A 23473-nucleotide genomic window follows, 5' to 3' on the forward strand; every position below is an offset into this window, starting at 1 on the left:
AGTCCTTGTGGGGGCAAGCAGGCTCGCTCCCACAGGTTCAGCGTTTTGGCTGGTTTTTTCGGAGTCGCTACATGGCTGGTGCCCCCCCGCAACTGATCGCCCGCGTCCCGGCGCAACTTTCGCCCGAAGCACCCAACCGTTGGCAGGACCTGTTGGCCGGGTTGTCGATTGCCGGTTTGCTGTTGCCGGAGGCGGTGGCTTATTCCAGCATCGCCGCAGTGCCGCCCCAGGCCGGGGTGATTGCGTTGTTTGCCGGTCTGCTGTGCTACGCGCTGTTGGGCACCAGCCGTTTTGCGATTGTTTCTGCGACGTCGTCTTCGGCGGCGGTGCTGGCGGCGGCCACGGCCACGCTGGCCAATGGCGATTCCGGGCTGCGCATGACCCTGGCCATCGGCCTGGTGCTGGTCACTGGCGGGCTCTTTCTGCTGGCGGGGCTGTTCAAGCTCGGCAGCGTCACCTCTTTTATTGCCAAACCGGTCCTGCGCGGCTTTGCCTTGGGCCTGGCGGTAACCATCATCCTGAAGCAGGTCGCGAGCGTCGTTGACGTGCACTTGAGCAACGGCAACCTGATCCGTTTCGTCCCGCAATTGCTGGAACAGTGGCCGCAATGGAACCGCGTCGGCCTGCTGGTCGCGGCGGTGGCGCTGCTGGTGTTGTGGGTATGCGCGCGGTTCCGGCGTGTGCCCGGCGGTTTGCTGGTGGTGGCGCTCGGCATCGCCGCCGGCCAGTGGCTGAACTTGCAAGCCTACGGCGTGGACCTGATCGGCGTGATCGACCTGAGCCTTGAAGTGCCCCGGCTGCCGGTGTTGCCGTTTGCCGATTGGCTGCGCCTGGGGGAATTGGCGTTTGCCATGGTGATGATCCTGTACGCCGAGTCCTACGGCTCGATCAGCTCCTTTGCCCTCAAGCATGGCGACCGGGTGTCCTCGAACCGCGACCTGCTGGCCCTCGGTGCGGCGAATCTGCTGTCCGGGCTGTTCCATGGCATGCCGGCGGGTGCCGGGTACTCCGCGACCTCGGCGAATGAGGCGGCGGGTGCGAGTTCACGATGGGCCGGCGTGGTCGCAGCGGCTGTGGTTTTGCTGATCGTCTTGACGGTGTTGCCTTACATTGCCCTGACGCCCGAGCCGGTCTTGGCCGCAATCGTGATTCATGCCTTGGCGCGGGGCTTGAGCCTGCAGCCATTGGGCCGCTATTTCATCTGGCGCCGTGATCGCTTGCTGGTGATCTGCGCAGTCGCAGCAGTGCTGGTGTTGGGCGTGTTGGACGGCTTGCTGGTGGCGGTGGCGATCAGTGTGGTGCTGATGCTCAAGCAGATGTCGTCGGCGGATATTCAAGTGCTGGGGCAAATGGGCGGCGGTCATGACTACGTTGATGTGCAACGTCACCCTGACGCCTTGCAAATCCCTGGCGTGTTGATTGTGCGACCCAGCGAAGCGCTGTTTTTCGCCAATGTGGAGCGGATTCTCGGTGGAGCGCTAAGGCTCGCGCGGCATGCGTCGCCGGCGGTGCACACGATCATCCTCAGCCTGGAAGAGTCGCCCGATCTGGACGGCACCAGCATCGAAGCGCTGGAGGCGTTCTTTTTGCAGGTGCGGGCGGAGGATAAGTTGTTGATTCTGGCGCGGCTCAAGCATGAGGCCAAAGCGGTGCTGTCGTTGTTGCCGACGTTGGAGTTGGAGCAGGTGATTCTGAGTGGGTTGAGCGTGGACGGCGCCGTCCAGCAAGCCCTTAATCCAACCCCATAACCCCTGTGGGAGCGGGCTTGCTCGCGAAAGCGGTGTATCAGCCAACATAACTGCTGAATGACACACCGCATTCGCGAGCAAGCCCGCTCCCACAGGGGTTTGGTGTGAACCCTGCGGGCATAAAAAAACGCCGCTCCATCTCGCGATGGGCGGCGTTTTTTATTGCGTTGCAGCGTTAGGCTTGAACGACCGGAATGTTGGCGTTCGCAGCAGCTTCACGGAACTCGGCAATCTGGTCGAAGGACAGGTAGCGGTAGACATCGGCCGCCATGCTGTCGATCTTGCCAGCGTATTCCATGTACTCCTCGACGGTCGGCAGGCGACCCAGGATGGAAGCAACGGACGCCAACTCAGCCGAAGCCAGGTAAACGTTCGCGCCGTCACCCAGACGGTTCGGGAAGTTACGGGTCGACGTGGACACCACAGTCGAGTTCGGCTCTACACGTGCCTGGTTACCCATGCACAGCGAGCAGCCTGGCATTTCCATGCGTGCGCCGGCCTTGCCGTAGATGCCGTAGTAGCCTTCTTCGGTCAGTTGGTGAGCGTCCATTTTGGTCGGTGGCGACAGCCACAGACGGGTTGGCAGCTGACCCTTGACCTGATCCAGCAGTTTACCGGCAGCGCGGAAGTGACCGATGTTGGTCATGCACGAACCGATGAACACTTCGTCGATCTTCTCGCCAGCAACGCTGGACAGCAGACGGGCGTCGTCCGGATCGTTTGGCGCGCAGAGCACAGGCTCTTTGATGTCGGCCAGGTCGATTTCGATGATTTCAGCGTATTCGGCGTCAGCATCGGCAACCATCAGCTCAGGGTTGGCAACCCAGGCTTCCATCGCTTGAGCGCGACGTTCCAGAGTACGTGCATCGCCGTAGCCTTCGCCGATCATCCAGCGCAGCAGGGTGATGTTGGAGTTCAGGTACTCGGTGATGGAGTCTTTCGACAGCTTGATGGTGCAACCGGCAGCCGAACGTTCAGCCGAGGCGTCGGACAGCTCGAAAGCTTGCTCGATGCTCAGGTTGTCCAGGCCTTCGATTTCCAGGATGCGGCCGGAGAAGGCGTTCTTCTTGCCTTTCTTTTCGACGGTCAGCAGGCCAGCCTGAATCGCGAAGTAAGGAATGGCGTGAACCAGGTCACGCAGGGTAACGCCCGGTTGCATCTTGCCTTTGAAACGCACCAGGATCGATTCCGGCATGTCCAGCGGCATAACGCCAGTGGCGGCGGCGAACGCTACCAGGCCGGAACCGGCCGGGAACGAAATGCCCATCGGGAAACGGGTGTGGGAGTCACCACCGGTACCGACGGTGTCCGGCAGCAGCATGCGGTTCAACCACGAGTGGATGATGCCGTCGCCCGGACGCAGGGAAACGCCGCCGCGGGTCATGATGAAGTCTGGCAGGGTGTGGTGGGTGGTCACGTCGATCGGCTTAGGGTAAGCCGCGGTGTGGCAGAACGACTGCATCACCAGATCGGTCGAGAAGCCCAGGCACGCCAGGTCTTTCAGTTCGTCACGGGTCATAGGACCAGTGGTGTCCTGGGAACCGACGGTGGTCATCTTCGGTTCGCAGTAGGTGCCAGGACGAACGCCTTTGCCTTCTGGCAGACCGCAGGCCTTGCCGACCATTTTCTGTGCCAGGGTGTAGCCCTTGCCGGTGTCGACAGGTGCTTCAGGCAGTTTGAACAGATCGGTTGGGCCCAGGCCCAGCTCGGCACGCGCCTTGTCGGTCAGGCCGCGACCGATGATCAGCGGGATACGGCCGCCAGCGCGAACTTCGTCCAACAGCACCGGGGTCTTCATTTCGAAGGTGGTCAGGACTTCGTCGGTGCCGTGTTTGCAGACTTTGCCAGCATGCGGGTACAGGTCGATCACGTCGCCCATGTTCATGTTGGTGACGTCGAACTCGATTGGCAGTGCGCCAGCATCTTCCATGGTGTTGTAGAAGATCGGAGCGATTTTGCTGCCGAAGCAGAAACCGCCAGCGCGCTTGTTCGGTACGTTAGGCACGTCGTCGCCGAAGAACCACAGCACGGAGTTGGTTGCCGATTTACGCGACGAACCGGTACCGACCACGTCACCGACGTAGGCGATCGGGAAGCCTTGACCGCGCATTTCTTCGATCTGCTTCATCGGGCCGGTGACGCCTTGGACGTCAGGCACGATGCCTTCACGGGCCATTTTCAGCATGGCCAGGGCGTGCAGCGGGATGTCCGGGCGGGACCAGGCGTCCGGGGCAGGGGACAGGTCGTCGGTGTTGGTTTCGCCGGTGACCTTGAACACGCGCAGGCTGATCTTGTCGGCCAGGACAGGGCGGTTCTTGAACCACTCGCCGTCAGCCCAGGACTGGAGCACGCCTTTGGCGTGTTCGTTGCCGTTCTTGGCTTTTTCCGCGACATCGTGGAATGCATCGAACATCAGCAGGGTGTGCTTGAGCTGAGCGGCGGCGACCGGGGCCAGTTCGGCGCTGTCGAGCAGGTCAACCAGGGTCACGATGTTGTAGCCGCCCTGCATGGTGCCGAGCAGTTCAACCGCGCGTTTCTTGTCGATCAGAGGGGAAGTGGCTTCGCCTTTGGCCAGGGCAGACAGGAAACCAGCCTTTACATAGGCTGCTTCGTCCACGCCAGGTGGAATGCGATTGGTGATCAGGTCAACGAGGAAAGCTTCTTCGCCAGCCGGGGGATTCTTCAGCAGCTCGACCAGGCCTGCAGTTTGTTCGGCGTTAAGCGGCTGGGGAACGATACCCAGTGCTGCGCGCTCTTCGATATGTTTGCGGTAGGCTTCAAGCACAGTTATTACCCTCATCAGTGGTCCCAAATGGGTGTCCGGGACGCTCGTCGCGAAATGCTCGTACTCATGCGCTGCGTGGCGTTGTGGGCCACTTAGCCAGAATTACCGAACATTCCTTACAGAAGCTGCTTTCAAAGTTTTACGCCTGCAGAACGGGGAGCTGATGAGGGTTGGCGTAGAGCTTTTCCCCGCTGGAAAAACCCTTCGCCAACACCGCTCTGAAGGAACGACTGTGCTCGTGACGCTTTGAAAACAGCTTCTAACGGACATTGGCGCCTTAAAAGGCTGGCTGATTCTACGGCAAAAAAAAATTAAAGGTAAGTGAGGGTCTATTGGACTTTGGTGGCGAGTCGCGTTGTGTGCCTACGTGTGAGAGGCAAGGCGCGGGATGCCGCTCATGGTTGTTCCCTTGGCAAATCCCGCAACGCAGCCTCGCGCACGTAGACGCGCAACGCGGCCGGCGCCAAAGTCCAATAGACCCTCCCCCCTGAACTTTGAGGGGTGATCAATGTTAGACAAAGGGCTAACATGCCGTCCTGTTCTGCTTTCCCGTGTTTTGCCTACCTATGCCCAATCAGACCATCAAGACCCCCTGCGTCGGCCTCTGCTCCACCGTTTACGGTGACCTGGTGTGCCGTGGCTGCAAGCGTTTCCACCACGAAGTGATCAACTGGAACGGTTACAACGAGGAAGAAAAACGCGCGGTGTGGTTGCGTCTGGAGCAGCTGCTGTCCCAGGTGATGGCCAGCAAACTGGAAGTTTTCGACCCGCAACGCCTGCGTTTGCAGCTTGAACAGCGCAAAATCCGCTTTGTGCCGCATCAGTCGGAATATTGCTGGGCCTATCAGCTGATCGCCCGTGGCGCGCGGGTGATCAATAATCTGGAGGCTTACGGGATGGTGTTGATGCCGGAGTTTCGCGACTGGAATCTGCCGGAATTGCGTGATGCCATTGATCGGGAGTTCTTTTTGCTGTCCGAGGCGCATTACCAGCGCTACATCGCACCGGGGTTCCTGAAAGACGCCTTCGGCGGCTGATGGTTAAAGTCAAAAGATCGCAGCCTTCGGCAGCTCCTACGGGGTGAACGCAATGCCATGTAGGAGCTGCCGAAGGCTGCGATCTTTTGATCTTGCTTTTAATGCCGGGTAACAACCTCTTCCAGATGATCCATGATCTCATCCGGCTTGAGCACCAGCACATCGCTCTCCACCGCATCCAGCACCACTTCCGCCGTATTCCCGATCAACGCCCCGGACAACCCGGACCGCGCCACCGTGCCGATGACCGTCACCGCCGCCTGCAGCTTATGCACCATGAACGGAATCAACACATCCGCCGGGCCTTCCTCGATATGCAGGTGGTCGTCATCGATGTCGAATTCGGCCTGGAACGCCTTGCACTGCTCGCGATAGCGCGCCTGGATGGTTTCGCTGAGCTGGAAGGTCGGGTCGGCTGACGACAGCATCGGCGACGGATGCGCACTGATGACGTGCAACTGCGCCTTGGCCAGGCTGGCGATGTCGAAGCCGTGATCGACGATGCAGGCATGCAGCGTGCGGTGTTCGCCGTCGGTGTTGCCGACATCGATAGCGGCCAGAATGACCCCGCCGGTCCAGGGTTTCGAGGTTTTGACCAGCAGCACCGGCGTCGGGCAGTAGCGCAGCAGCTTCCAGTCGGCCGGAGTCAGCAGGGCCTTTTTCAGCGGACTGTCGGGATAATGCTGTTTGATCACCAGGCCGCAGCCCTCGGCTTGCTGCACATCGACAATGGTTTCGTGCAGGCTTTCGTTCCAGGCTTGCTCGGTGGTCACGCTGTAGCCGTCCTCCACCAGCGCAGCCTTGAGCACGCCCAGCATGGCGCTGTGATCATGCTTGCGATCGCACACCAGCAAGTGCAGATGGGCCTGGGTCACGCCCGCAATCAGCTTGGCCCGCTTGAGCGCCAGGCTTTCGGAGTGTTCGGGTTCGATGACCACCAGAATGCTGCGTATGGCTTGCATGATCGGGATCTCCTGAAAGTAAAAAACACTGCGTTGGACAACTATAGTTGCTGCCCGGCAACACGGGACTTGATGCATATCAATGGCGGCGACTGGTGGTCTGCCGACAAGCCCGTATAATCGGCGCCCTTCGTTTTGAACCTTTTATCCGTGAGCCCCATGATCCTTCCCGAAATTCACGAGTTCCTCGGCTGCCGCACCCCTGACGGCTGGGTCCAGGCCGCGCTGGCCGATCAGGAAACCTTGCTGATCGACCACAAGAACTGCGAATTCAAGGCCGCCAGCACGGCGTTGAGCCTGATTGCCAAATATCACTCCCACGTCGATCTGATCAACCTGATGTCGCGCCTGGCTCGGGAAGAGCTGGTGCACCACGAACAGGTCATGCGCCTGATGAAGAAGCGCAAGATCGAACTGCGCCAGCTCTCCGCCGGGCGTTACGCCTCGGGCCTGCGCAAAGTGGTGCGCAGCCACGAACCGGTGAAACTGGTGGACACCCTGGTGGTCGGCGCCTTCATCGAAGCCCGCAGCTGCGAGCGTTTCGAGGCGCTGGTGCCGCATCTGGATGAAGAGTTGGGCAAGTTTTACTTTGGCCTGCTGAAAAGCGAGGCCCGGCATTTCCAGGGTTATTTGAAACTGGCGTATCAGTACGGGGACGCGAAGGACATTGCTCAGGTGATCGACCGGGTGCGTGCCGCCGAACAGGAATTGATCGAATCGCCGGACGTCGAGTTCCGCTTCCACAGCGGTGTGCCTGTGGCGGCGTAAACATCAAAAGATCGCAGCCTTCGGCAGCTCCTACAGGGGATTGCATTTCAAATGTAGGAGCTGCCGAAGGCTGCGATCTTTGCTTCTGAAATGTTAAAAACTCTTAAGAGTATGAAACATCGCCCAAAACCGGCCCCCATGGCCGGTTTTTGCTACCCGCCGTCACCGTCCCGCCATCGATTGCCGCCATAATGCCGCCCACTTCAAACAAGGGTTGGCAAACGGTCGTTATGGATAACCTGGGTTTTGGCAAAGTTTTGCTGGTGGAAGACGACGAGAAGCTCGCCGGGCTGATCGCGCATTTCCTGTCGCAACATGGCTACGAGGTCCGGGCGGTGCACCGGGGCGACCTGGCGTTGGCCGCATTTCTCGAATTCAAACCGAAAATCGTCGTGCTTGACCTGATGTTGCCGGGCCAGAGCGGCTTGTGCGTGTGCCGCGAGATTCGCAGCGTGTCCGACACGCCGATCGTCATCCTCACCGCCAAGGAAGACGACCTCGACCATATCCTCGGCCTGGAATCCGGCGCTGACGACTATGTGATCAAACCGATCAAACCCCCAGTATTGCTGGCTCGTCTGCGTGCCCTGCAACGTCGGCAAGTGCCGGAAACCGCCGTGTGCAGCGCCCTGGAATTTGGCCATTTGAGCATCGACCGCAGTTGCCGCGAAGTGCGCCTGGCGGGCGAGGGCATCGAGTTGACCACCATGGAATTCGAGCTGTTGTGGTTGCTGGCCAGCGCTGCCGGCAAGATTCTGTCTCGGGATGACATCCTCAACCGCATGCGCGGCATCGCCTTCGATGGCCTCAACCGCAGCGTCGACGTCTACATCAGCAAGCTGCGCGCCAAACTCCGGGACAACCCCCGGGAGCCGGTGTGCATCAAGACTGTTTGGGGCAAGGGTTACCTGTTCAATCCGTTCGCGTGGGAGCTTTAGATGCTGCGGTTATTTCTGGGGTTGTACCTGGTGCTGGCCGTGGGGCTGGTGCTGGCATTGCAGACGGTTGAACACACTTTCAACGCGCTGCTCGACAATCAAATGCAGGCCTACAACCGCGAGGCCGTGCGCGGGCAGGCGTATTCGCTGGTGGAACAGTTGCGCGGTCTGGAAGGGCCGGGGCGCGAACAGCAATTGGAAACGTTGCGCCCGCATTACGGCTTGGGTTTGACGCTGGTCGATGCCGGCCAATTGGCGCTGAATGATCAGGAGAAAAAGCTGTTGGCCGAAGGCCTGCTGGTGATTCGCGAGAAGTACACGCAGTTCATTGCCTCGATTGATGGCGGCCCGCAGCTTCTGAGCATCAAATTGCCGGCGGAGCCGAGCCTGATGCCGTTCTACATCACCGCGGCCTACCTGATGCTGGCAGTGTTGATCGGCATCGTGCTGTTCATCTGGGTGCGCCCACACTGGCGGGACCTGGAAAAACTGCGCCTGGCCGCCGAGCGGTTTGGCGATAACGATTTGTCCTCGCGTATCCAGTTGTCCAAGCGCTCGAACATCCGTGACTTGTCCGAACACTTCAACCTGATGGCCGCGCGCATCGAAGGTCTGATCGCCAATCAGCGCGAGCTGACCAACGCGGTGTCCCATGAACTGCGCACGCCGATTGCGCGGTTGTCGTTTGAGCTTGATCAGCTCAAGCAACAACCCGATCCGGCGCAGAACCGCGAACTGATCGCCGATATGTACGCCGACCTGGGTGAACTGGAAGAAATGGTCTCGGAGTTGCTGACCTACGCCAGCCTGGAGCGCGGCGCCACGGTGATCAATCGGGAAAATATTCAGGCCAGCAGTTGGCTCGACAGCGTGGTCGGCAGTGTGGCGCTGGAAGCGGAAGCGGCGGGGGTGCAACTGCTGATTGTTGAGTGCCGGATTGATCAGGTTCGGATCGAGCCGCGCTTCATGGCCCGGGCGGTGATCAACCTGCTGCGCAATGCCATTCGTTACGCGGCCGGGCGGGTGGAAGTGTCGCTGGTGCGCAGCGGCGATCACTACGAGGTGCAGGTCAACGATGACGGTCCGGGCGTGCCGGTGGATGGGCGGGAGAAGATTTTCGAACCGTTTTCGCGGCTGGATGCCAGTCGGGATCGGCGCACCGGTGGTTTCGGGCTGGGGTTGGCGTTGGTGCGGCGGGTGTCGCAGTCCCATGGCGGGCAGGTGGAAGTGGCGGATTCGCGTTGGGGCGGGGCGTCGTTTCGGATGACGTGGGCGCATCTCGACTAGCTGTGTTGGCCCTACGGACGCTTTTGCGAGCAAGCCCGCTCCCACATGGAATTTGTGTCGTTCACAACCAATGTGGGAGCGGGCTTGCTCGCGAAGAGGCCATCAGTAACACCACAAAATCAGCCGGTGTAGACCTCCGCTCCAGCCACCCGCCTTAGAAATCCCACTTCGTGGTCAACGTCAAATTACGCGGCTCGCCATAGAACGTCGTGTCGAAGTTGCCCAACCCGGTCAGGTAGCGCTTGTCGAACACGTTGTTGGCATTGGCGGTAAAGCTCAAATGCTCGTTGTACTGATAGCGGGTCATCAGGTCGACGAGGGTGTAGCCACCCTGTTTGATCTGGGTGTAGTCGCCGACAGTCGGGCTGTAGATCTTGCCGTAGAAGGCACTCTGCCAACTGATGCCGCCACCCACGGTCACCTTGTCCAGGGCGCCGGGCAGGCGATAGGTGGTGAAGGTGCGCACCACGTGTTCCGGTTTGCTGGTGGACAACGGGTAGCCGAAGATCCGTTGCTCATCGGCATCGCGAGTGCGGGCGTAGGTGTAACCGGCCGACAGGTTCCAGCCGTCGGCCAGTTCACCGGCCAGTTCCAGCTCGATACCTTGGGTCTTGGTGCCGTCGACGGCTTTGTAAATGCCTTCGTTGGTGATCGCGTTGGTGCCGATCGACTCGGCGACGCCGTCCTGCTCGATGCGGAACAAGGCCAGGCTGGCGTTCAGTTTGCCGTCGAAGTAAGCCGCTTTCAGACCGGTTTCATAGCTGTCGCCCTCGACCGGGGCCAGGGTCGTGCCGTTAATGTCCTTGTAGGTTTGTGGCTGGTAGATCGAGGTGTAACTGGCGTACACCGAGTACACATCGTTCAGATCATAGATCACCCCGGCGTAAGGCGTGACCACACCGTGTTCCTTGTAGCTGGCGTGGGTGTCGTCGAGTCCGGCGCCCGGGTAGTAGCCGTAATCTTCGTTGTACTTGAAGGTGCTCAGGCGGCTGCCGAGGATCACGGAGAGGTCGTCGGTCGGGCGCAGGCGCGTGGCCAGGTACACGCCGTTCTGGCTCTGGGTGCGTTCGTATTTGCCGTTTTTCGGGAATTCCTGTTTCGGCAGATTGCCGTCCCAGTCATAAATGCTCCCCGGCACCAATTCGAAGGCGCTGGTGTCGTAGGTCGCACCGGTCTGGCGCGAGTGCGACGCCATGACGCCGGCCACCAGTTCATGCTCGCGGCCACCTAGCGTGAATGGCCCGGAGACGTTCACGTCAGCAGTGTTCTGCACGCGATGGCCTTCCCAGCGACCCCAGTAAAGGAACATGCCTTCGCCGGTGGCGCGGTCCGGGTTGCCGCCGCTGGCCGAGGCCAGTTGAGTGTCGTGATCGGTGGTTTTCTGGTCGACGCTGACCTTGAATTTCCAGTCATTGGCCAAGGCCTGTTCCAGCGAGGCGAAATAGGTGGTTTCGTCGAAATCGCGACGGCTCCAGTCGGCGGCCGGGTTGAAGTGCCGTGGGAAATCGGTGCGGCCGCCGTCGGAGAAATACGTCGGGTTACCGGTCCAGGAGCTGCCGCGCGGGGTTGCGCTGGAGTTGTCGATGCCGAAGGTCAGCAGGGTATTGGGGGTCAGGTCGGCTTCGAGGATGCCGTAGAACAGGTCTTTCTTCTGGCTGTAGTGATCCTGGTAGGAATTCTTGTCCGAGTACGAACCGACAAAACGCCCGCGCACGCTGCCCGAATCATTCAGCGAGCCGGAAATATCGCCGGTGCTGCGGTAAGCATCCCACGAACCCACGGTGCCGCTGATCGAGGCCTTGAATTCCTTGGTCGGCTTCTTGCGGATCAGGTTGACGGTGGCGGACGGATCGCCCGAACCGGTCATCAGGCCGGTGGCGCCTTTGATCACTTCGATGCGGTCGAGGCTGGCGGAGTCGTCGCTGTTGTTGGGGTTTTCGCCATACACGCCGTCGTAGGGCTGGTTCACACCGTCGTACTGGAAGTTGGTGATGGCAAAGCCACGGGCGGAAAATTCGGTACGGTCGCTGTCGTACTTTTGCGTCGAGATGCCAGGGGTATTGCGCAAGGCATCGCCGACACTCTGCACGCCGCGATCGTCCATTTGCTGGCGGGTGATCACCGTGACCGATTGCGGTGTTTCACGCAGCGACAACGACAGGCCAGTGGCTGAAGACGTTTGGCCGGTGGTGTAGGCATGCGTGTCTTCGGTGGTCGCACCCAAGGCAACGCCTGCGATGTTGGTGGCGTCGAGCTGCAATGCTTCACCCTTGGTGGTGCCTTTTTCTTCGGCATGGGCGGCGGGTGCGAGGCTCAGCAGGGCGGCCGGAAGGGCCAGCGCCAAGGGGCACAAGGCAAAACGAAAACGCGCGGCGAAGTGGTGCGGCATGGCAGTCCCTTTGTATCGAATCGATCGGTAATTGAATGCTTCTGAGGGTTAACCGAACGAAAAACGCAAAGGGGAACTGCGGGGTGGAAAAAAGATTCGATATTTTTTAGCGGCTCAAACCCAACCGCTCATGCCACTGGGCAATCGACTCTTCGGGATAGACCTCGAATTGCTGATCCTTGGGTTTCACCTCGACCTCCACCCACGACGCCTTCGAACCCAGCATCAAATGCGTGTGCTCCGGCGGCACCGGCAGCGGGGTGTCGATGGCCGAGGCAAACGGGTGGATCAGCTCCGGCCACTCGGGGCTGAACAGCCATAAGCCGCTGCCGCACACCGCACAGAAATGCCGCTCGGCCGTGCTGCTGTGGGCGCGCTTATCGCCGTCACCCTTGAGCCGCGCATGGTAGATCGCGATGTGCTTGCGCCCGCGCACTTTCATGCTGTTGGCGTCACCACTGATGTTGATCGCATATCCGCCACCGCCCTGGGTCTTGCGGCAGATCGAGCAGTAGCAACGCTGGTAAGGGTAGGGATGGGCGCTGGTCAGACTGAACGACACCGCGCCGCAATGGCACGAACCTTCGAGCTGCATGACAACCTCCGGCTATTCCTGAATGGACTCAAGACAGCCTAGACCCTCAGCGAGTTTCGACCGGCACCAGAATCGCATCGCCGGTCGCCACCAGTTTCAATTGATCGCCGGTTTGCGCGAACAACTCGGCCCGGGCGAACACCTGCTTCTTGCCGGCCTTCACCACCCGACCCTTGGCGATGAACACCTCGCCGACCGCAGGTGCCAGGCAATTCACCGAAAAGTGTGAAGCCAGCACGTTACCGGCCACCGTCCCCGCGGCAAAACCGCAGGCGGTGTCGAGCAGCGCACCGATCAGGCCGGCATGCAGAAAACCGGCGTATTGCGCCATGTCGGCTGCGCGAAAGGCCAGGGTCAGGTCGGCTTCACCGCTCTCGGCGCGGGTGACTTCGAAGCCGGCCCAGCGGTTGAAGGCTGAGGTTGAGTTGATCTGTTTGAGTGCGTTGAGCATGGCGAATCCCTCCGGTTGAGGGATCAACATGCGCCGGGTTTGGGGGGAAGTCATGGTGGATAAGAGAGGGTGATGGGCCGATGGATTTGTGGTGAATGTGCGGACGCCTTCGCGAGCAAGCCCGCTCCCACAGGAAATCTGTGGTGGACACAATATTTGTGAGCACCGCAGATCTCCTGTGGGAGCGAGCCTGCTCGCGAAGAACGATAACGCGGATCACCTGCCCGGCACCCGCCACAAATACCACGAAGCCACCGTGCGATAAGGCTTCCACGCCGACCCAATCTCAATCATCTGTTTGCGAGTGGGCTGCACCTCCAACCCCTTCATCCGCCGAAACCCCTCACGCACGCCAAAGTCATCTGCCGGCAAAATATCCGGCCGCTCCAGGCTGTAGATCAGCAGCATCTCCACGGTCCAGCGCCCAACCCCGCGCAGGGTGATCAAGCGCTCGATCAGCGCTTCGTCATCCATGGCCAGTGCCGTGGCGTAATCCGGCACCACGCCATCCAGGGTGGCCTGGGCAATCCCTTGGATGGTTGCAATCTTGCCGGCGGAAAACCCGCAACTGCGCATCTGATCAAAGCTTGCCGCCAGAATCTGCTCCGGCCTGGGGAACGAGTGCGAAGGGAACAGCGCAATCAGACGCCCGACAATCGCATCCCCCGCTTTGGCATGCAGTTGCTGATAGGCAATCGCCCGCACTAGCGATTCATACGGATCGCGCGCGGGATGAGGTTGATGCAGGCAAGGGCCGATGGCGGTGATATGGCGCCGCCAATCGTCATCGAGCGAGGACAGGAATTCACTGGCGGGCTGGTAGATATCGGGCATTGGGCTCAAGGTTTTTTCAGCAGCGAATTCACTTCGCCATAGGTGAGTGCCTTGAGGTCGTGGCTATCGAGTTTGCCGGTTTCCAGGAAGCTTTTTGCCACGGTCGCCATGGCGCCATACAGGAATTCAGCGATGCCCGACCCAGCGCTCAACCGCCGCACGCCGAGGGTTTTCAGCTCCTCGGGCGATGGCAGGGAGGCCCAGCCCAGCACGTTCACTGGCAGCGGCGTGCCACGGCAGATCGCGGCAATCTCGTACTCCGCCGTCACGCCAGCGGCGAACAACCCATCAGCCCCGGCGGCTTGATACAGCGCGGCACGCTTGAGCGTTTCGGCGACACGATCTTCAGCGGGTACCAGGCCCTTGAGGTACACGTCGGTGCGGGCGTTGATAAACAGTTTCACACCCCGGCGTTCGGCCACTTGGCGGGTGATTTCGATCTTGCGCGCCAGCAACTCCGGTGGGGAAGCGCCATCCTCGATGTTGATCCCAACGGCACCGGCGGCGATGACCGCGTCGATCACTTCGCCGACCCGTGTAAGATCATCGGAATAACCGGCCTCGATGTCCACGCTCAGCGGCACGTTAATTACCCGGGCGATGGATTCCACCGTCGCCACCAAACGTTCGAGGGGCAGGGCGTTGCCGTCCGGATAACCATGGACCCACGCGACCGCCGCACTGCTGGTGGCCACGGCTTTGCTGCCCAGCTGTTCCACCAACCGCGCCCCGGCGGCATCGGCGACGTTGGTGAGGATCAGCAGGCCGTCCTGATGCAACCTGTGGAACTGTTGGTCGAACGCTTCCATCGAGTTTCCTTCCCTTTGAAATGGTCAGAATGCCAATTGTTGAGTGATCTGCACCGCAGCCTTTTCCAGCCTCAGCAGAAACGCTTTGCGCGGTTGTCCACCACCATAGCCGGTCAGCGAACCGTCCGCACCGATCACCCGGTGACAGGGCAACACAATCGCCAAGCGGTTATGCCCGTTGGCCAGGCCTACGGCGCGGCTGGCGCCAGGTTTACCCAGCAGCGCGGCGATGGCGCCATAGGTGCTGGTGTGGCCGTAGGGGATCTGCGCCAGTTCGGCCCAGACTTGTCGGGCGAATTCGCTGCCCGGCAGGTGCAGCGGCACCTGGAACTCGGTCAGTTCGCCAGCGAAATACTGCGCCAGTTCGGTTTCGATCTGCTTCAAGTGGCCGTTGTGCCCCGGCGCCACGACGTAGCCATAACGGTTTTGCAGTTCTTCGACTTCCCGGGTGAGCGCCGGGCGATCCAGAAATTCCAGCAACACCAATCCACGCCGTTCGGCCATGGCGATCATCGGCCCCAGCGGCGTGGTCAGCCGGGTGAACAGCAGCGGCTCGCGGTTGGCGGAGCGGCCCGGGGTGATGTGGAACGACTTCTGGAAGGCATCGCGGAAACCGCTCAGGGATTCGTAGCCGGAATCGAACGCCACGTTGTCGATGGATTCGCCCTGCTTGATCCCGCCCAACGCCATGCCCAGGCGTCGGGTGCGCAGCCAAGCGTGGAAGGTCATGCCGAAATGCTGCTTGAACCAGCGTCGCAATTTCAGCGGCTCGATGCCCTCGGCTTGCAGCTGCATATCGGTCCAGCGCTGCTCCGGATCGGCGTCTACCAAGGTAAGCAATCGCTGCACCCAGTCCGGCGCGATGGCCGCCGCATCCAGCGGTTTGCAGCGCAGACAGGCGCGGTAGCCGGCGGACATGCACTCATCGGCGTGGGCGAAGAACTCGACGTTCTCGGGCTTGGGTTTGCGCGCCGTGCAACTGGGGCGGCAGAAGATCCCGGTGGTCTTGACCGCCGTGAAGAACACCCCCTCGTAGGCGGTGTCTCGTTCGAGCATGGCGCGGACCATCTCGGCGTGGGGGGGCAGCACAGCGTTTTGTAGGTTCATGGGCTGAGCATAAGGCGGGTTGTGCAGCGCCTCCACCGGAAAATCGACAGGGAATTACGGGAAGTTAGTGGCGGTGCCGGTGATGAATGTCCGGGAAGTGCGCATGACTGTGGCGCATCGGCGTGTGCTCATGTTCGTGGCTGTGGGGCTCGCTGCCGTCCCATACGAACGAATGCTCATGCTGATGATGCTCGTCGTGCACGTGCCGATGGCCGTGCTTCAGCGCTTCGTGCTGATGTTCGTGGCCATGGCTTTCCTTGAGGTGAATCCACACGCCGAGGCTCATCAGCAGGGCGGCGGCCCAGAACGTCAGTGTCACCGGTTCACCCAGCAGCACAATGGCGATGGCCGCACCGAGGAACGGTGCCGTGGAAAAATACGCGCCGGTACGGGCCGTGCCCAACCCGCGCAAGGCCAGCACGAACAGCACCAGGCTGATGCCATAGCCGAGGAAGCCGACGATCAGTGTCGGCCCGAGCACATTGAACTGCGGCAGTTTGGCGCCCAGCAGCAGCGCCAGGGTGCAGTTGACCAGTCCGGCGACCAAGCCCTTGATACTGGCGATGAACAGCGCATCCGACGCTGATACCTTGCGCGTCAAGTTGTTATCGACGGCCCAGCAGGCACAGGCCAGCGCCACCGCGAACGGCCCGATCCAGCCCAGCGTTTGCGCCGAACCCTGGGGCCAGGCCAGCAGCAGGCCACCGGCGACGATTGCCAGCATGCCGGCGACAATGCGCCGGTCGGCGTTCTCCTTGAACACCAGCCACGCCAGCACGGCAGTGAGCACCGATTCGAGGTTGAGCATCAGCGAAGCGGTGGCGCCGGACGTCAGGGTCAGGCCGAACATCAACGCGACCGGCCCCAGCACGCCGCCAAATGCGATAGCGCCGATCAGCCAGGGCCACTCCGAGGCCTTGAGACCGCTGGACCGCCAGCTTCGGTCGCGGATCAAGCGGACCAGAGCCAGGCCAACGCCACTGCCCAGGTACAGCAACCCGGCCAGCAGGATCGGCGAGAGGTTCAACCCCAGCAACTTCGCCAGCGGCGTACTGGCGCCGAACAGCGCGGCGGCGCCGAGGGCATAGACAATGTTCAGATTCATGGAGGGCATCCTGACATGGGGGCAACGTGACCTGTAGGAGCAGAGCTTGCTCGCGAAAGCGGTCTGTCTGAAACATAAATATTGAATGTGTCGACGCTTTCGCGAGCAAGCTTCGCTCCTACAGGGGGTATCAGGCCCCACGCGCCATCAAGTGGCCGAGAATAACCCCGCGCAGCAGCGGTTAAAACAATCAGGCATCAAACGCATGCAACCCAGACTGAACCCCGGGTCGTGCATGGACACGTTCAAACCAGGCCTTCAACCGAGGGACTTTCTCCCATGGAATCCTGTCCGTCACCGATGAGGCCAAGGTGAAGGCTGAGATGTCTGCAAGGGTGAAGGTTTCCCCGGCCATGTACTCGCAGGTGAGAAACCCTTCGGCCAGCAAGAGATTTTCTATTACGCGCTGGTCAAGGGGGGCTGCGGCTTCCCCCTGGCCGATTTTCTTCAGGAAAAATGCGGCGTGGCTGACGGCGATCACATCGGTGACAAAAAAGAAGTAACGGTCAAGTACCTTGAAACGTTCTGGGCCCTGTACGGCGGGAGCGAGTAAACCGGGGACCTTGGCGTCCACGTACAGCATGATCGCGTTGGATTGGTTGATGACCAGCGCAGGCGTAAAGTGATGGTCCACCAAAGTCGGCACTTTCCCCGCTGGATTGAGCGCAAGAAAGTCGGGCTCAGAATGCTTTCCTTCCCTGAGATTCACAGGTCGGACGACGAAGGGTATCCCGGCCTCGGCCAGTGCAATAGCTGCGCGCAGGCAGTTGCCAGTGGGCGCGCCGTAAAGTTCGATCATCTGCGGCATGGAATAAATCTCTCTGACAGGGTTTTTATATTACGCACAACATATTTACTTTCTCAATCATGACGCATAGCATCAAAGCACGCTCCGGCGCTTCCAGACCAAGAGGAACATCTTATGAACATTGCAGGCTCAGTTGTTTTCGTCACAGGCGCGAGTCGCGGTTTGGGACTGGCATTCGCGAAGGTGGCCTTGGCGCAAGGGGCTTTGAAGGTGTATGCCGGCGTTCGAGATCCAGCAGGTTTTGATGTACCTGGCATCGTGCCGGTGAAAATTGATGTGACGGATGATGCCTCTGTCGCCGCCGCGGCCGCCCAGTGTCGAGACACCACATTGCTGGTCAACAACGCCGGTATCGCAAGCCTGCACGAAGGAGCGCTGGACGTCGGCATGATCGAGCTGACCCGGCACCTGATGGAGACCAACTGCTACGGCATCGTGCGCACCACCCAGGCCTTCGCTCCGATTCTCGCCGCCAACGGTGGGGGCGCTGTGGTCAATGTCCTTTCCGATGTCACTTGGTTGAGCGTTCCGATGTTGGCGGCCTACGCGGCCTCCAAGTCGGCGGCATGGAGCGTGACCAATGCCTTGCGCCTGGAACTGAAAGCGAGCAATACCACGGTGGTGGCCGTTCACGTGGGCTTTGTTGACACCGACCTGACCCAAGGTTTCGACGTCAAGAAATCCGCCCCGCAAGACGTCGCGCGCGCTGCTTTCAGCGGGCTCGAGGCGGGCGATCTGGAAGTGCTGGCAGACGAGGGGACACGCTATATCAAATCGACCCTGTCGCTGCCGGACGCGGTGTATTTCAACCCGCCAGCACCGGTTTAAACGGGGAGGGCGCCATGACGGAACAACCGTTCATCCTGTGGGTGCAGGCCCGTGTCAAACCGGAGCACCTGGCTGAGGTCGCCGAGGCCGCCGCCAGGACCTTGGCGCTCACTCTCCAGGAGCCAGGTTGTGTCGCTTTTCATCAGACGACACAGCATGAAGATCCGTGCCACTTCTGCTTCTTCGAGTACTTCGCCTCGCCAACCGCTCATGCCGAGCATTTGGCCAAACCTTACACGAAGGCGTTTTTCGAACTGCTGGAGGGCAAGTTGGAGGCAGAGCCGTTGTTTCAGCAACTGAATCTGCTGGCGGCCGGTTAGAACCTGAAGCACAAACACCTGATCGGCTTTCGGCCGATCAGGCGTCCTTTTGCACGGCTGATTTGCGCAAAGCCGCAATCTCATATAACTGCAATTCCTGTAGGAGCAGAGCCTGCTCGCGAAAGCGTCGTCTCAGGCGACATCAATGTTGCATGTGCCGCCGCCTTCGCGAGCAAGCTTCGCTCCTACGGGGTTGTAGTGTTTCAGGCCCGCCGCGCCATCAACAACACCGAAGCCGCCGCCGACAACAACCCCGCGCAGCAGCGGTTGAAGATCCGCTTGCCGCGGGGTTCGGCGAACCAGCGGCGCATGTGCAGGCCCATGTAGGCGTAGGCGCTGATGGCGATCCATTCCAGCATCAGGAACAACGCGCCCAGCACCGCGAATTGCGGGGTGATCGCTCGGGTCGGGTCGACGAATTGCGGCAGAAACGCGGTGAAAATCAGGATCGCTTTCGGATTGCCCGCCGCCACCAGGAACTCCTGGCGCGCCAATGCCAATATCCCCACCGGAGCGCCGGCCACCGCGTTTTGCGCGCCCGGATCCGCGCGCCACAATTGCCAGGCGAGATAAAACAAATACGCTGCCCCCAGAATCTTGATCCCGTAGAACAACAGCTCGGACGTTTGCAGCACCACCGCCAGCCCGGCCGAAGCGAGGGCGATCATCCCGGCAAATGCCAGCAAGCGCCCGACGCCGGCGACACAGGCACGACGATAGCCGTAGCGGGTCGAGTTGCTGACCGATAGCAGATTGTTCGGCCCAGGAGCCATGTTCAGCGCAAAGCAGGCCGGGACAAACAGGGTGAGGGTGGCGAGGTCCATGACGAAGTCTCCTGATTCGAGAACGCTTTTTTTAACATGGATGGCGGGGGACTTGACCCATACAGCCATAGACACAAGTCGCCATACACTTGCCCGTGCCCCCCGCCCAAAAACCAATCTATGACCTACGCTTGTTCACAAACCCCGTTCAGTGAGCACGGCCTGCTCCTGAGCGCGATAAAACCGCCATTCCCAAAAACAACAATATCGGGAGACAACCTATGCAACCCTTATTCCGCCGACTCACCTGCGCGATTGCCTTAACCATTGCCGCCGCCACCCCGGCGTTTGCCCTCGACACGGTCAAGTTCATGGCCCCGGGTTCTGTGGGTGGCGGCTATGACCAGACCGCCCGTGACTTGGGCAAAGCCCTGGTCGAGGCCAAAGCCGCGAAGTCCGTGACCTTCGAGAACAAGGGCGGGGCGGGCGGGACGCTGGGGTTGGCGCAGTTCGCCAACAGCACCAAGGGCGACCCGAATGCATTGCTGGTGGTGGGCGCGATCATGGTTGCGGGCATTGAGCAGAACAAGCCGCAAATCACCCTGAAGGACGTCACGCCGATTGCCCGGCTGTTTACCGAATACAACGTGATTGCCGTGCGCAAGGAGTCCGAGTTCAAGACCCTGGAAGACTTGCTCAAAGCCTTCAAGGACAAACCCTCCAGCATCACCTGGGGCGGTGGTTCCAAGGGCTCGGTCGATCACATCGGCATCGCTGATCTGGCCGGCAAAATGGACATTCCGGTGAACAAGGTCAATTACGTGGCGTTCGCCGGTGGCGGGGAAGTGGTGGCCCAGGTGTTGGGTGGCCAGATCAAGGTGATCACCGGCGGCTATGCCGAGTTGGGCCAGTACATCAAGAACGGCCAGTTCCGGGTGCTCGCCATCGGTGCGCCGGAGCGCGTCGAAGGCATCGATGCGCCGACGCTCAAGGAGAAAGGCTACGACGTGATCATCGGCAATTGGCGCGGTGTCTATGGCGCCGCCAACCTTACGCCTGAGCAGCGCAAGGAAGTGACCGACGCCGTGGTGGCCGCCGCCAAGACCAAGGTCTGGCAAGACAACGTCAAAACCAACGCCTGGTCGCCGAGCATTTTGACCGGGGATGAGTTCGGCAAATTCGTTGACGAGGAGCACGTTCGGTTGCATGGGATGCTGGTCAAGGTCGGGCTGCTTTGAGATGGCCACGCCACGCAAGATAGTCCCGGTGCAACTGGCGATTGGCGCCGGTGTGATCGCCATCAGCGCTGTGTTGGCGGTTGGTGCGTTCCGTTTTCCGGCGGAGATGGGCTTCGTCATCCTCGGTGCCCACGTCTATCCCTATGCCTTGGCGGCGTTCCTGGGAGTTGTCGGTCTGTTGCTGAGTGTCCAGGCGCTCACCGGTGGTTTTCGCGAACTGGCCGACCACGATGACGAAAGTGCCCAAGCGCTGCCCGGCGGCAAACTCGGCGCGGCGTGGGTCACCGGCGGATTGGTGGCGGTGGCCGTGCTGATTAATCTCATCGGCTTCGTCCTGGCGGCCGGGTTGCTGTTTGCCTGCTCGGCACGGGGTTTTGGCAGTCGCCGCCCGGTGCGCGACCTCGCCATCGGCATTGCCCTGACGCTGCCGATCTACTGGCTGTTCAACGCCGGGCTTGGGGTCTCCCTGCCGCCCCTTATTAACGCCTGGCTCTGATCCGGGCCGAAGGAGGTCAACAGGTGGACATTCTCGCAAGCCTGGCCATTGGTTTTTCCGCGGCGCTGACACCGATCAACCTGATGTGGGGCTTTATCGGCTGCCTGCTCGGCACCGCAATCGGTGTCCTGCCGGGTATCGGGCCGGCGCTGACCGTGGCGTTGCTGCTGCCGATCACCGCCAAGGTCGATCCCACCGGGGCGTTGATCATGTTCGCCGGAATCTACTACGGCGCGCAGTTTGGTGGTTCGACGACGTCGATCCTGCTGAATACGCCGGGGGAATCGTCGTCGATGGTCACGGCGCTGGAAGGCAATCTCATGGCGCGCAACGGTCGCGCCGGACCGGCCCTGGCGACAGCGGCGATCGGCTCCTTCGTGGCAGGCACCATCGCCACGATCCTGCTGACCCTGTTTGCGCCGCTTGTGGCGACCCTGGCGCTGAAGTTTGGCCCGGCAGAGTATTTCGCGATTCTGGTGTTGTCCTTCACCACGGTGTCGGCGGTGCTCGGCGCCTCCATGCTGCGCGGGTTTGCCTCGCTGGGGATTGGCCTGATGGTGGGCTTGATTGGCCTGGACGCGACCTCGGGCATCGCCCGCTACACCTTGGGCGTGCCGGAACTGGTGGACGGCATCGAAGTGGTGCTGGTGGCTGTCGGTTTGTTTGCCGTAGGTGAGGCTCTTTACAGCCTGTTGTATCAAAAGGAAGAAGCCTCGGGTCGGCACCGCTTGACCTCGTTGTGGATGACCCGCGCCGACTGGAAACGCTCGATCCCGGCCTGGTTGCGGGGCACGCTGATCGGTTTTCCGTTTGGTTCGATTCCGGCGGGTGGCGCTGAAATTCCGACGTTCCTGTCCTATTCCGCCGAACGCAAACTGAGCAAATACCCCAAAGAATTTGCCGGCAGCAAGGGCGAGGGCGCCATCGAAGGCGTGGCCGGTCCCGAGGCGGCCAACAACGCGAGCGCGACCGGTTCGCTGGTGCCACTGCTGACGCTCGGCATCCCCACCTCGGCCACGGCGGCAATCTTGTTGGCCGCGTTCCAGAACTACAACCTGCAACCGGGGCCGATGCTGTTCCAGACCTCCGGCGAACTGGTCTGGACCCTGGTGGCGTCGTTGTACATCGGCAACGTCATCCTGCTGGTGTTGAACCTGCCGTTGGTGGGGCTGTGGGTCAAACTGCTGCAAATCCCCCGGCCTTATTTGAATGCCGGCATTCTGGTGTTCGCGACCATCGGCGTGTACGGCATGCGCCACTCGTCCTTTGACTTGATGCTGATGCTGGCCATCGGCTGGGGCGGGGTGTTGATGCGGCGTTTCGATTTTCCCGTGGCCCCGGTGATCGTGGGGATGTTGCTGGGGCCGATGGCCGAAAAACAACTGCGCAATGCGTTGTCCATCAGCGAGGGCGACTGGACGATTTTTCTCACCCAGCCCATCTCGGCCGCATTCCTGGCGCTGACGTTGCTGGTGCTGGTGGTGCCGCACCTGCTGCATGCCCGCGGCATCAAATTGCACGAGGACGATTGAGTCAGGGCAGTTTTCTTCAATACATGGGGCCGGGTGCTCTCTACTTTGAGCAGCGTTCCCACTGAATTGAAGAAGGTCTGTGATGAGTCTGATGATTTCCATGGCGGCGTTTGCCTTGGCCGCTTCGATAACGCCGGGGCCGGTGAACATCGTGGCGTTGAGCTCCGGCGCGCAGTTCGGTTTTCGCGCCAGTCAACGGCACGTGGCAGGGGCGACCCTGGGGTTTGTGTTGCTGTTGGTGTTGATGGGCCTGGGGCTGCATGAGGTGTTGCGCTTGTGGCCGATGCTGACCCGAGTGGTGCAATTGGCCGGGGTGGCGTTTTTGTTGTTCATGGCCTGGAAACTGAGCGTCGATGATGGCCGGTTGAATGCCGGACGGCAGGCAAAGGCGCCCTCGATGTTCTACGGCGCGTTGATGCAATGGCTCAACCCCAAGGCCTGGCTGGCCTGTGTCGCAGGCATGGGCGCGTTTGTCGCGGACGGCGACGCGCGACTGGTCTGGCAGTTCGCGGCGATTTATCTGGTGATCTGTTACCTGTCGGTGGGCTGCTGGGCCTACGCCGGCACGTTCTTGCGCGGGTATTTGAGCAACGCCAAAGGTCTGCAGTGGTTCAACCGGACGATGGCGTTGCTGTTGGTGGTGTGTGCGGGGTATCTGGTCTGGGCCTAGAT

22 protein-coding genes are annotated in these 23473 nt (G+C 60.9%); 11 read left to right on the forward strand and 11 right to left on the reverse strand.

The features are described 5' to 3' along the window. The first annotated feature begins 71 nt into the window (after nt 1–71). A complete protein-coding gene (locus HB680_RS13835; RefSeq protein ID WP_213939185.1) occupies nt 72–1748 on the forward strand; it encodes a SulP family inorganic anion transporter in 1677 nt (558 codons plus the stop codon). A 175-nt stretch (nt 1749–1923) separates the two neighbouring features. Here the strand turns inward: HB680_RS13835 and acnB are convergent, their stop codons facing one another. Beyond that, complete coding sequence (acnB, locus tag HB680_RS13840; protein WP_213939272.1) at nt 1924–4533, reverse strand: bifunctional aconitate hydratase 2/2-methylisocitrate dehydratase; 2610 nt, start codon at nt 4531–4533, stop codon at nt 1924–1926. 566 nt (nt 4534–5099) lie between these two features. On the opposite strand from acnB, the gene HB680_RS13845 reads away from it, so the two are divergent. Continuing rightward, a complete protein-coding gene (locus tag HB680_RS13845) occupies nt 5100–5570 on the forward strand; it encodes a DUF1289 domain-containing protein (RefSeq protein WP_008028699.1) in 471 nt (156 codons plus the stop codon). Between the two features lie 98 nt (nt 5571–5668). Here the strand turns inward: HB680_RS13845 and HB680_RS13850 are convergent, their stop codons facing one another. Continuing rightward, nucleotides 5669–6532, reverse strand: a complete 864-nt coding sequence (locus HB680_RS13850) for a universal stress protein (protein ID WP_213939186.1) — start codon at nt 6530–6532, stop codon at nt 5669–5671. 159 nt (nt 6533–6691) lie between these two features. On the opposite strand from HB680_RS13850, the gene miaE reads away from it, so the two are divergent. The 3 genes from miaE to HB680_RS13865 all read left to right on the forward strand — a co-directional run bounded on the left by miaE (nt 6692) and on the right by HB680_RS13865 (nt 9525). Next, nucleotides 6692–7300, forward strand: a complete 609-nt coding sequence (gene miaE / locus HB680_RS13855) for a tRNA isopentenyl-2-thiomethyl-A-37 hydroxylase MiaE (protein ID WP_201202602.1) — start codon at nt 6692–6694, stop codon at nt 7298–7300. 230 nt (nt 7301–7530) lie between these two features. After that, a complete protein-coding gene (locus tag HB680_RS13860) occupies nt 7531–8238 on the forward strand; it encodes a winged helix-turn-helix domain-containing protein (RefSeq protein ID WP_213939273.1) in 708 nt (235 codons plus the stop codon). Then, entirely contained in the window at nt 8239–9525 is a 1287-nt protein-coding gene (locus tag HB680_RS13865; protein ID WP_213939187.1) for an ATP-binding protein, read from the forward strand. A 154-nt stretch (nt 9526–9679) separates the two neighbouring features. On the opposite strand, the gene HB680_RS13870 is transcribed toward HB680_RS13865, so the two are convergent. From HB680_RS13870 to HB680_RS13905, 8 genes are all read right to left on the reverse strand, one after another. Then, nucleotides 9680–11914 carry a TonB-dependent siderophore receptor gene (locus HB680_RS13870; RefSeq protein ID WP_213939188.1) on the reverse strand — a complete coding sequence of 745 codons (2235 nt, stop codon included), beginning with the start codon at nt 11912–11914 and terminating at the stop codon, nt 9680–9682. Nucleotides 11915–12020: 106 nt separating this feature from the next. Beyond that, nucleotides 12021–12509: a GFA family protein gene (locus HB680_RS13875; protein ID WP_213939189.1), complete on the reverse strand. Its 489-nt coding sequence runs from the start codon at nt 12507–12509 to the stop codon at nt 12021–12023. Nucleotides 12510–12555: 46 nt separating this feature from the next. Continuing rightward, nucleotides 12556–12960, reverse strand: a complete 405-nt coding sequence (locus HB680_RS13880; RefSeq protein WP_213939190.1) for a PaaI family thioesterase — start codon at nt 12958–12960, stop codon at nt 12556–12558. A gap of 216 nt (nt 12961–13176) precedes the next feature. Then, the gene (locus HB680_RS13885) at nt 13177–13794 is read right to left on the reverse strand and encodes a DNA-3-methyladenine glycosylase (RefSeq protein WP_213939191.1); all 618 of its coding nucleotides are present in this window, start codon (nt 13792–13794) and stop codon (nt 13177–13179) included. Between the two features lie 5 nt (nt 13795–13799). Then, a complete protein-coding gene (locus HB680_RS13890) occupies nt 13800–14603 on the reverse strand; it encodes an isocitrate lyase/phosphoenolpyruvate mutase family protein (RefSeq protein ID WP_213939192.1) in 804 nt (267 codons plus the stop codon). Nucleotides 14604–14627: 24 nt separating this feature from the next. Then, on the reverse strand, nt 14628–15710 hold the full coding sequence (locus HB680_RS33035) for a bifunctional transcriptional activator/DNA repair protein Ada (RefSeq protein ID WP_213939193.1): 1083 nt from the start codon (nt 15708–15710) through the stop codon (nt 14628–14630). 64 nt (nt 15711–15774) lie between these two features. Then, nucleotides 15775–16815, reverse strand: coding sequence for a DMT family transporter (locus HB680_RS13900; protein ID WP_213939194.1), 1041 nt, complete (start codon nt 16813–16815; stop codon nt 15775–15777). A 190-nt stretch (nt 16816–17005) separates the two neighbouring features. Continuing rightward, the gene (locus HB680_RS13905; RefSeq protein WP_213939195.1) at nt 17006–17623 is read right to left on the reverse strand and encodes a glutathione S-transferase family protein; all 618 of its coding nucleotides are present in this window, start codon (nt 17621–17623) and stop codon (nt 17006–17008) included. 114 nt (nt 17624–17737) lie between these two features. Here HB680_RS13905 and HB680_RS13910 point away from each other — a divergent pair, with 114 nt between their 5' ends. Continuing rightward, nucleotides 17738–18451 (forward strand): SDR family oxidoreductase, encoded by a 714-nt coding sequence (locus HB680_RS13910; protein ID WP_213939196.1) that lies wholly within the window; start codon nt 17738–17740, stop codon nt 18449–18451. A gap of 14 nt (nt 18452–18465) precedes the next feature. Next, a complete protein-coding gene (locus tag HB680_RS13915; RefSeq protein ID WP_213939197.1) occupies nt 18466–18771 on the forward strand; it encodes a putative quinol monooxygenase in 306 nt (101 codons plus the stop codon). 203 nt (nt 18772–18974) lie between these two features. Here the strand turns inward: HB680_RS13915 and HB680_RS13920 are convergent, their stop codons facing one another. Continuing rightward, nucleotides 18975–19595, reverse strand: a complete 621-nt coding sequence (locus tag HB680_RS13920; protein WP_213939198.1) for a LysE family translocator — start codon at nt 19593–19595, stop codon at nt 18975–18977. Nucleotides 19596–19816: 221 nt separating this feature from the next. Here HB680_RS13920 and HB680_RS13925 point away from each other — a divergent pair, with 221 nt between their 5' ends. From HB680_RS13925 to HB680_RS13940, 4 genes are all read left to right on the forward strand, one after another. Beyond that, on the forward strand, nt 19817–20773 hold the full coding sequence (locus tag HB680_RS13925; protein WP_213939199.1) for a tripartite tricarboxylate transporter substrate-binding protein: 957 nt from the start codon (nt 19817–19819) through the stop codon (nt 20771–20773). Nucleotide 20774: 1 nt separating this feature from the next. Continuing rightward, nucleotides 20775–21269: a tripartite tricarboxylate transporter TctB family protein gene (locus HB680_RS13930; protein ID WP_213939200.1), complete on the forward strand. Its 495-nt coding sequence runs from the start codon at nt 20775–20777 to the stop codon at nt 21267–21269. A 23-nt stretch (nt 21270–21292) separates the two neighbouring features. Beyond that, nucleotides 21293–22801, forward strand: a complete 1509-nt coding sequence (locus tag HB680_RS13935; protein WP_213939201.1) for a tripartite tricarboxylate transporter permease — start codon at nt 21293–21295, stop codon at nt 22799–22801. An 82-nt stretch (nt 22802–22883) separates the two neighbouring features. After that, nucleotides 22884–23471, forward strand: coding sequence for a LysE family translocator (locus tag HB680_RS13940; protein ID WP_213939202.1), 588 nt, complete (start codon nt 22884–22886; stop codon nt 23469–23471). Nucleotides 23472–23473 lie beyond the last annotated feature (2 nt).

This window comes from Pseudomonas sp. dw_612 (assembly GCF_018449725.1).
GTDB lineage: Bacteria > Pseudomonadota > Gammaproteobacteria > Pseudomonadales > Pseudomonadaceae > Aquipseudomonas.

Excerpts from the sequence above, each read along its gene's own strand:
- HB680_RS13860 (WP_213939273.1), top strand. The coding sequence starts at position 7,531 with ATGGATAACCTGGGTTTTGGCAAAGTTTTGCTGGTGGAAGACGACGAG.
- HB680_RS13915 (WP_213939197.1), top strand. The coding sequence starts at position 18,466 with ATGACGGAACAACCGTTCATCCTGTGGGTGCAGGCCCGTGTCAAACCG.
- HB680_RS13930 (WP_213939200.1), top strand. The coding sequence starts at position 20,775 with ATGGCCACGCCACGCAAGATAGTCCCGGTGCAACTGGCGATTGGCGCC.
- miaE (WP_201202602.1), top strand. The coding sequence starts at position 6,692 with ATGATCCTTCCCGAAATTCACGAGTTCCTCGGCTGCCGCACCCCTGAC.
- HB680_RS13845 (WP_008028699.1), top strand. The coding sequence starts at position 5,100 with ATGCCCAATCAGACCATCAAGACCCCCTGCGTCGGCCTCTGCTCCACC.
- HB680_RS13885 (WP_213939191.1), bottom strand. The coding sequence starts at position 13,794 with ATGCCCGATATCTACCAGCCCGCCAGTGAATTCCTGTCCTCGCTCGAT.
- HB680_RS13880 (WP_213939190.1), bottom strand. The coding sequence starts at position 12,960 with ATGCTCAACGCACTCAAACAGATCAACTCAACCTCAGCCTTCAACCGC.
- HB680_RS13865 (WP_213939187.1), top strand. The coding sequence starts at position 8,239 with ATGCTGCGGTTATTTCTGGGGTTGTACCTGGTGCTGGCCGTGGGGCTG.
- HB680_RS33035 (WP_213939193.1), bottom strand. The coding sequence starts at position 15,710 with ATGAACCTACAAAACGCTGTGCTGCCCCCCCACGCCGAGATGGTCCGC.
- HB680_RS13875 (WP_213939189.1), bottom strand. The coding sequence starts at position 12,509 with ATGCAGCTCGAAGGTTCGTGCCATTGCGGCGCGGTGTCGTTCAGTCTG.
- HB680_RS13925 (WP_213939199.1), top strand. The coding sequence starts at position 19,817 with ATGCAACCCTTATTCCGCCGACTCACCTGCGCGATTGCCTTAACCATT.
- HB680_RS13920 (WP_213939198.1), bottom strand. The coding sequence starts at position 19,595 with ATGGACCTCGCCACCCTCACCCTGTTTGTCCCGGCCTGCTTTGCGCTG.
- HB680_RS13870 (WP_213939188.1), bottom strand. The coding sequence starts at position 11,914 with ATGCCGCACCACTTCGCCGCGCGTTTTCGTTTTGCCTTGTGCCCCTTG.
- HB680_RS13905 (WP_213939195.1), bottom strand. The coding sequence starts at position 17,623 with ATGCCGCAGATGATCGAACTTTACGGCGCGCCCACTGGCAACTGCCTG.
- HB680_RS13850 (WP_213939186.1), bottom strand. The coding sequence starts at position 6,532 with ATGCAAGCCATACGCAGCATTCTGGTGGTCATCGAACCCGAACACTCC.
- HB680_RS13900 (WP_213939194.1), bottom strand. The coding sequence starts at position 16,815 with ATGAATCTGAACATTGTCTATGCCCTCGGCGCCGCCGCGCTGTTCGGC.
- HB680_RS13890 (WP_213939192.1), bottom strand. The coding sequence starts at position 14,603 with ATGGAAGCGTTCGACCAACAGTTCCACAGGTTGCATCAGGACGGCCTG.
- HB680_RS13940 (WP_213939202.1), top strand. The coding sequence starts at position 22,884 with ATGAGTCTGATGATTTCCATGGCGGCGTTTGCCTTGGCCGCTTCGATA.
- HB680_RS13835 (WP_213939185.1), top strand. The coding sequence starts at position 72 with ATGGCTGGTGCCCCCCCGCAACTGATCGCCCGCGTCCCGGCGCAACTT.
- HB680_RS13910 (WP_213939196.1), top strand. The coding sequence starts at position 17,738 with ATGAACATTGCAGGCTCAGTTGTTTTCGTCACAGGCGCGAGTCGCGGT.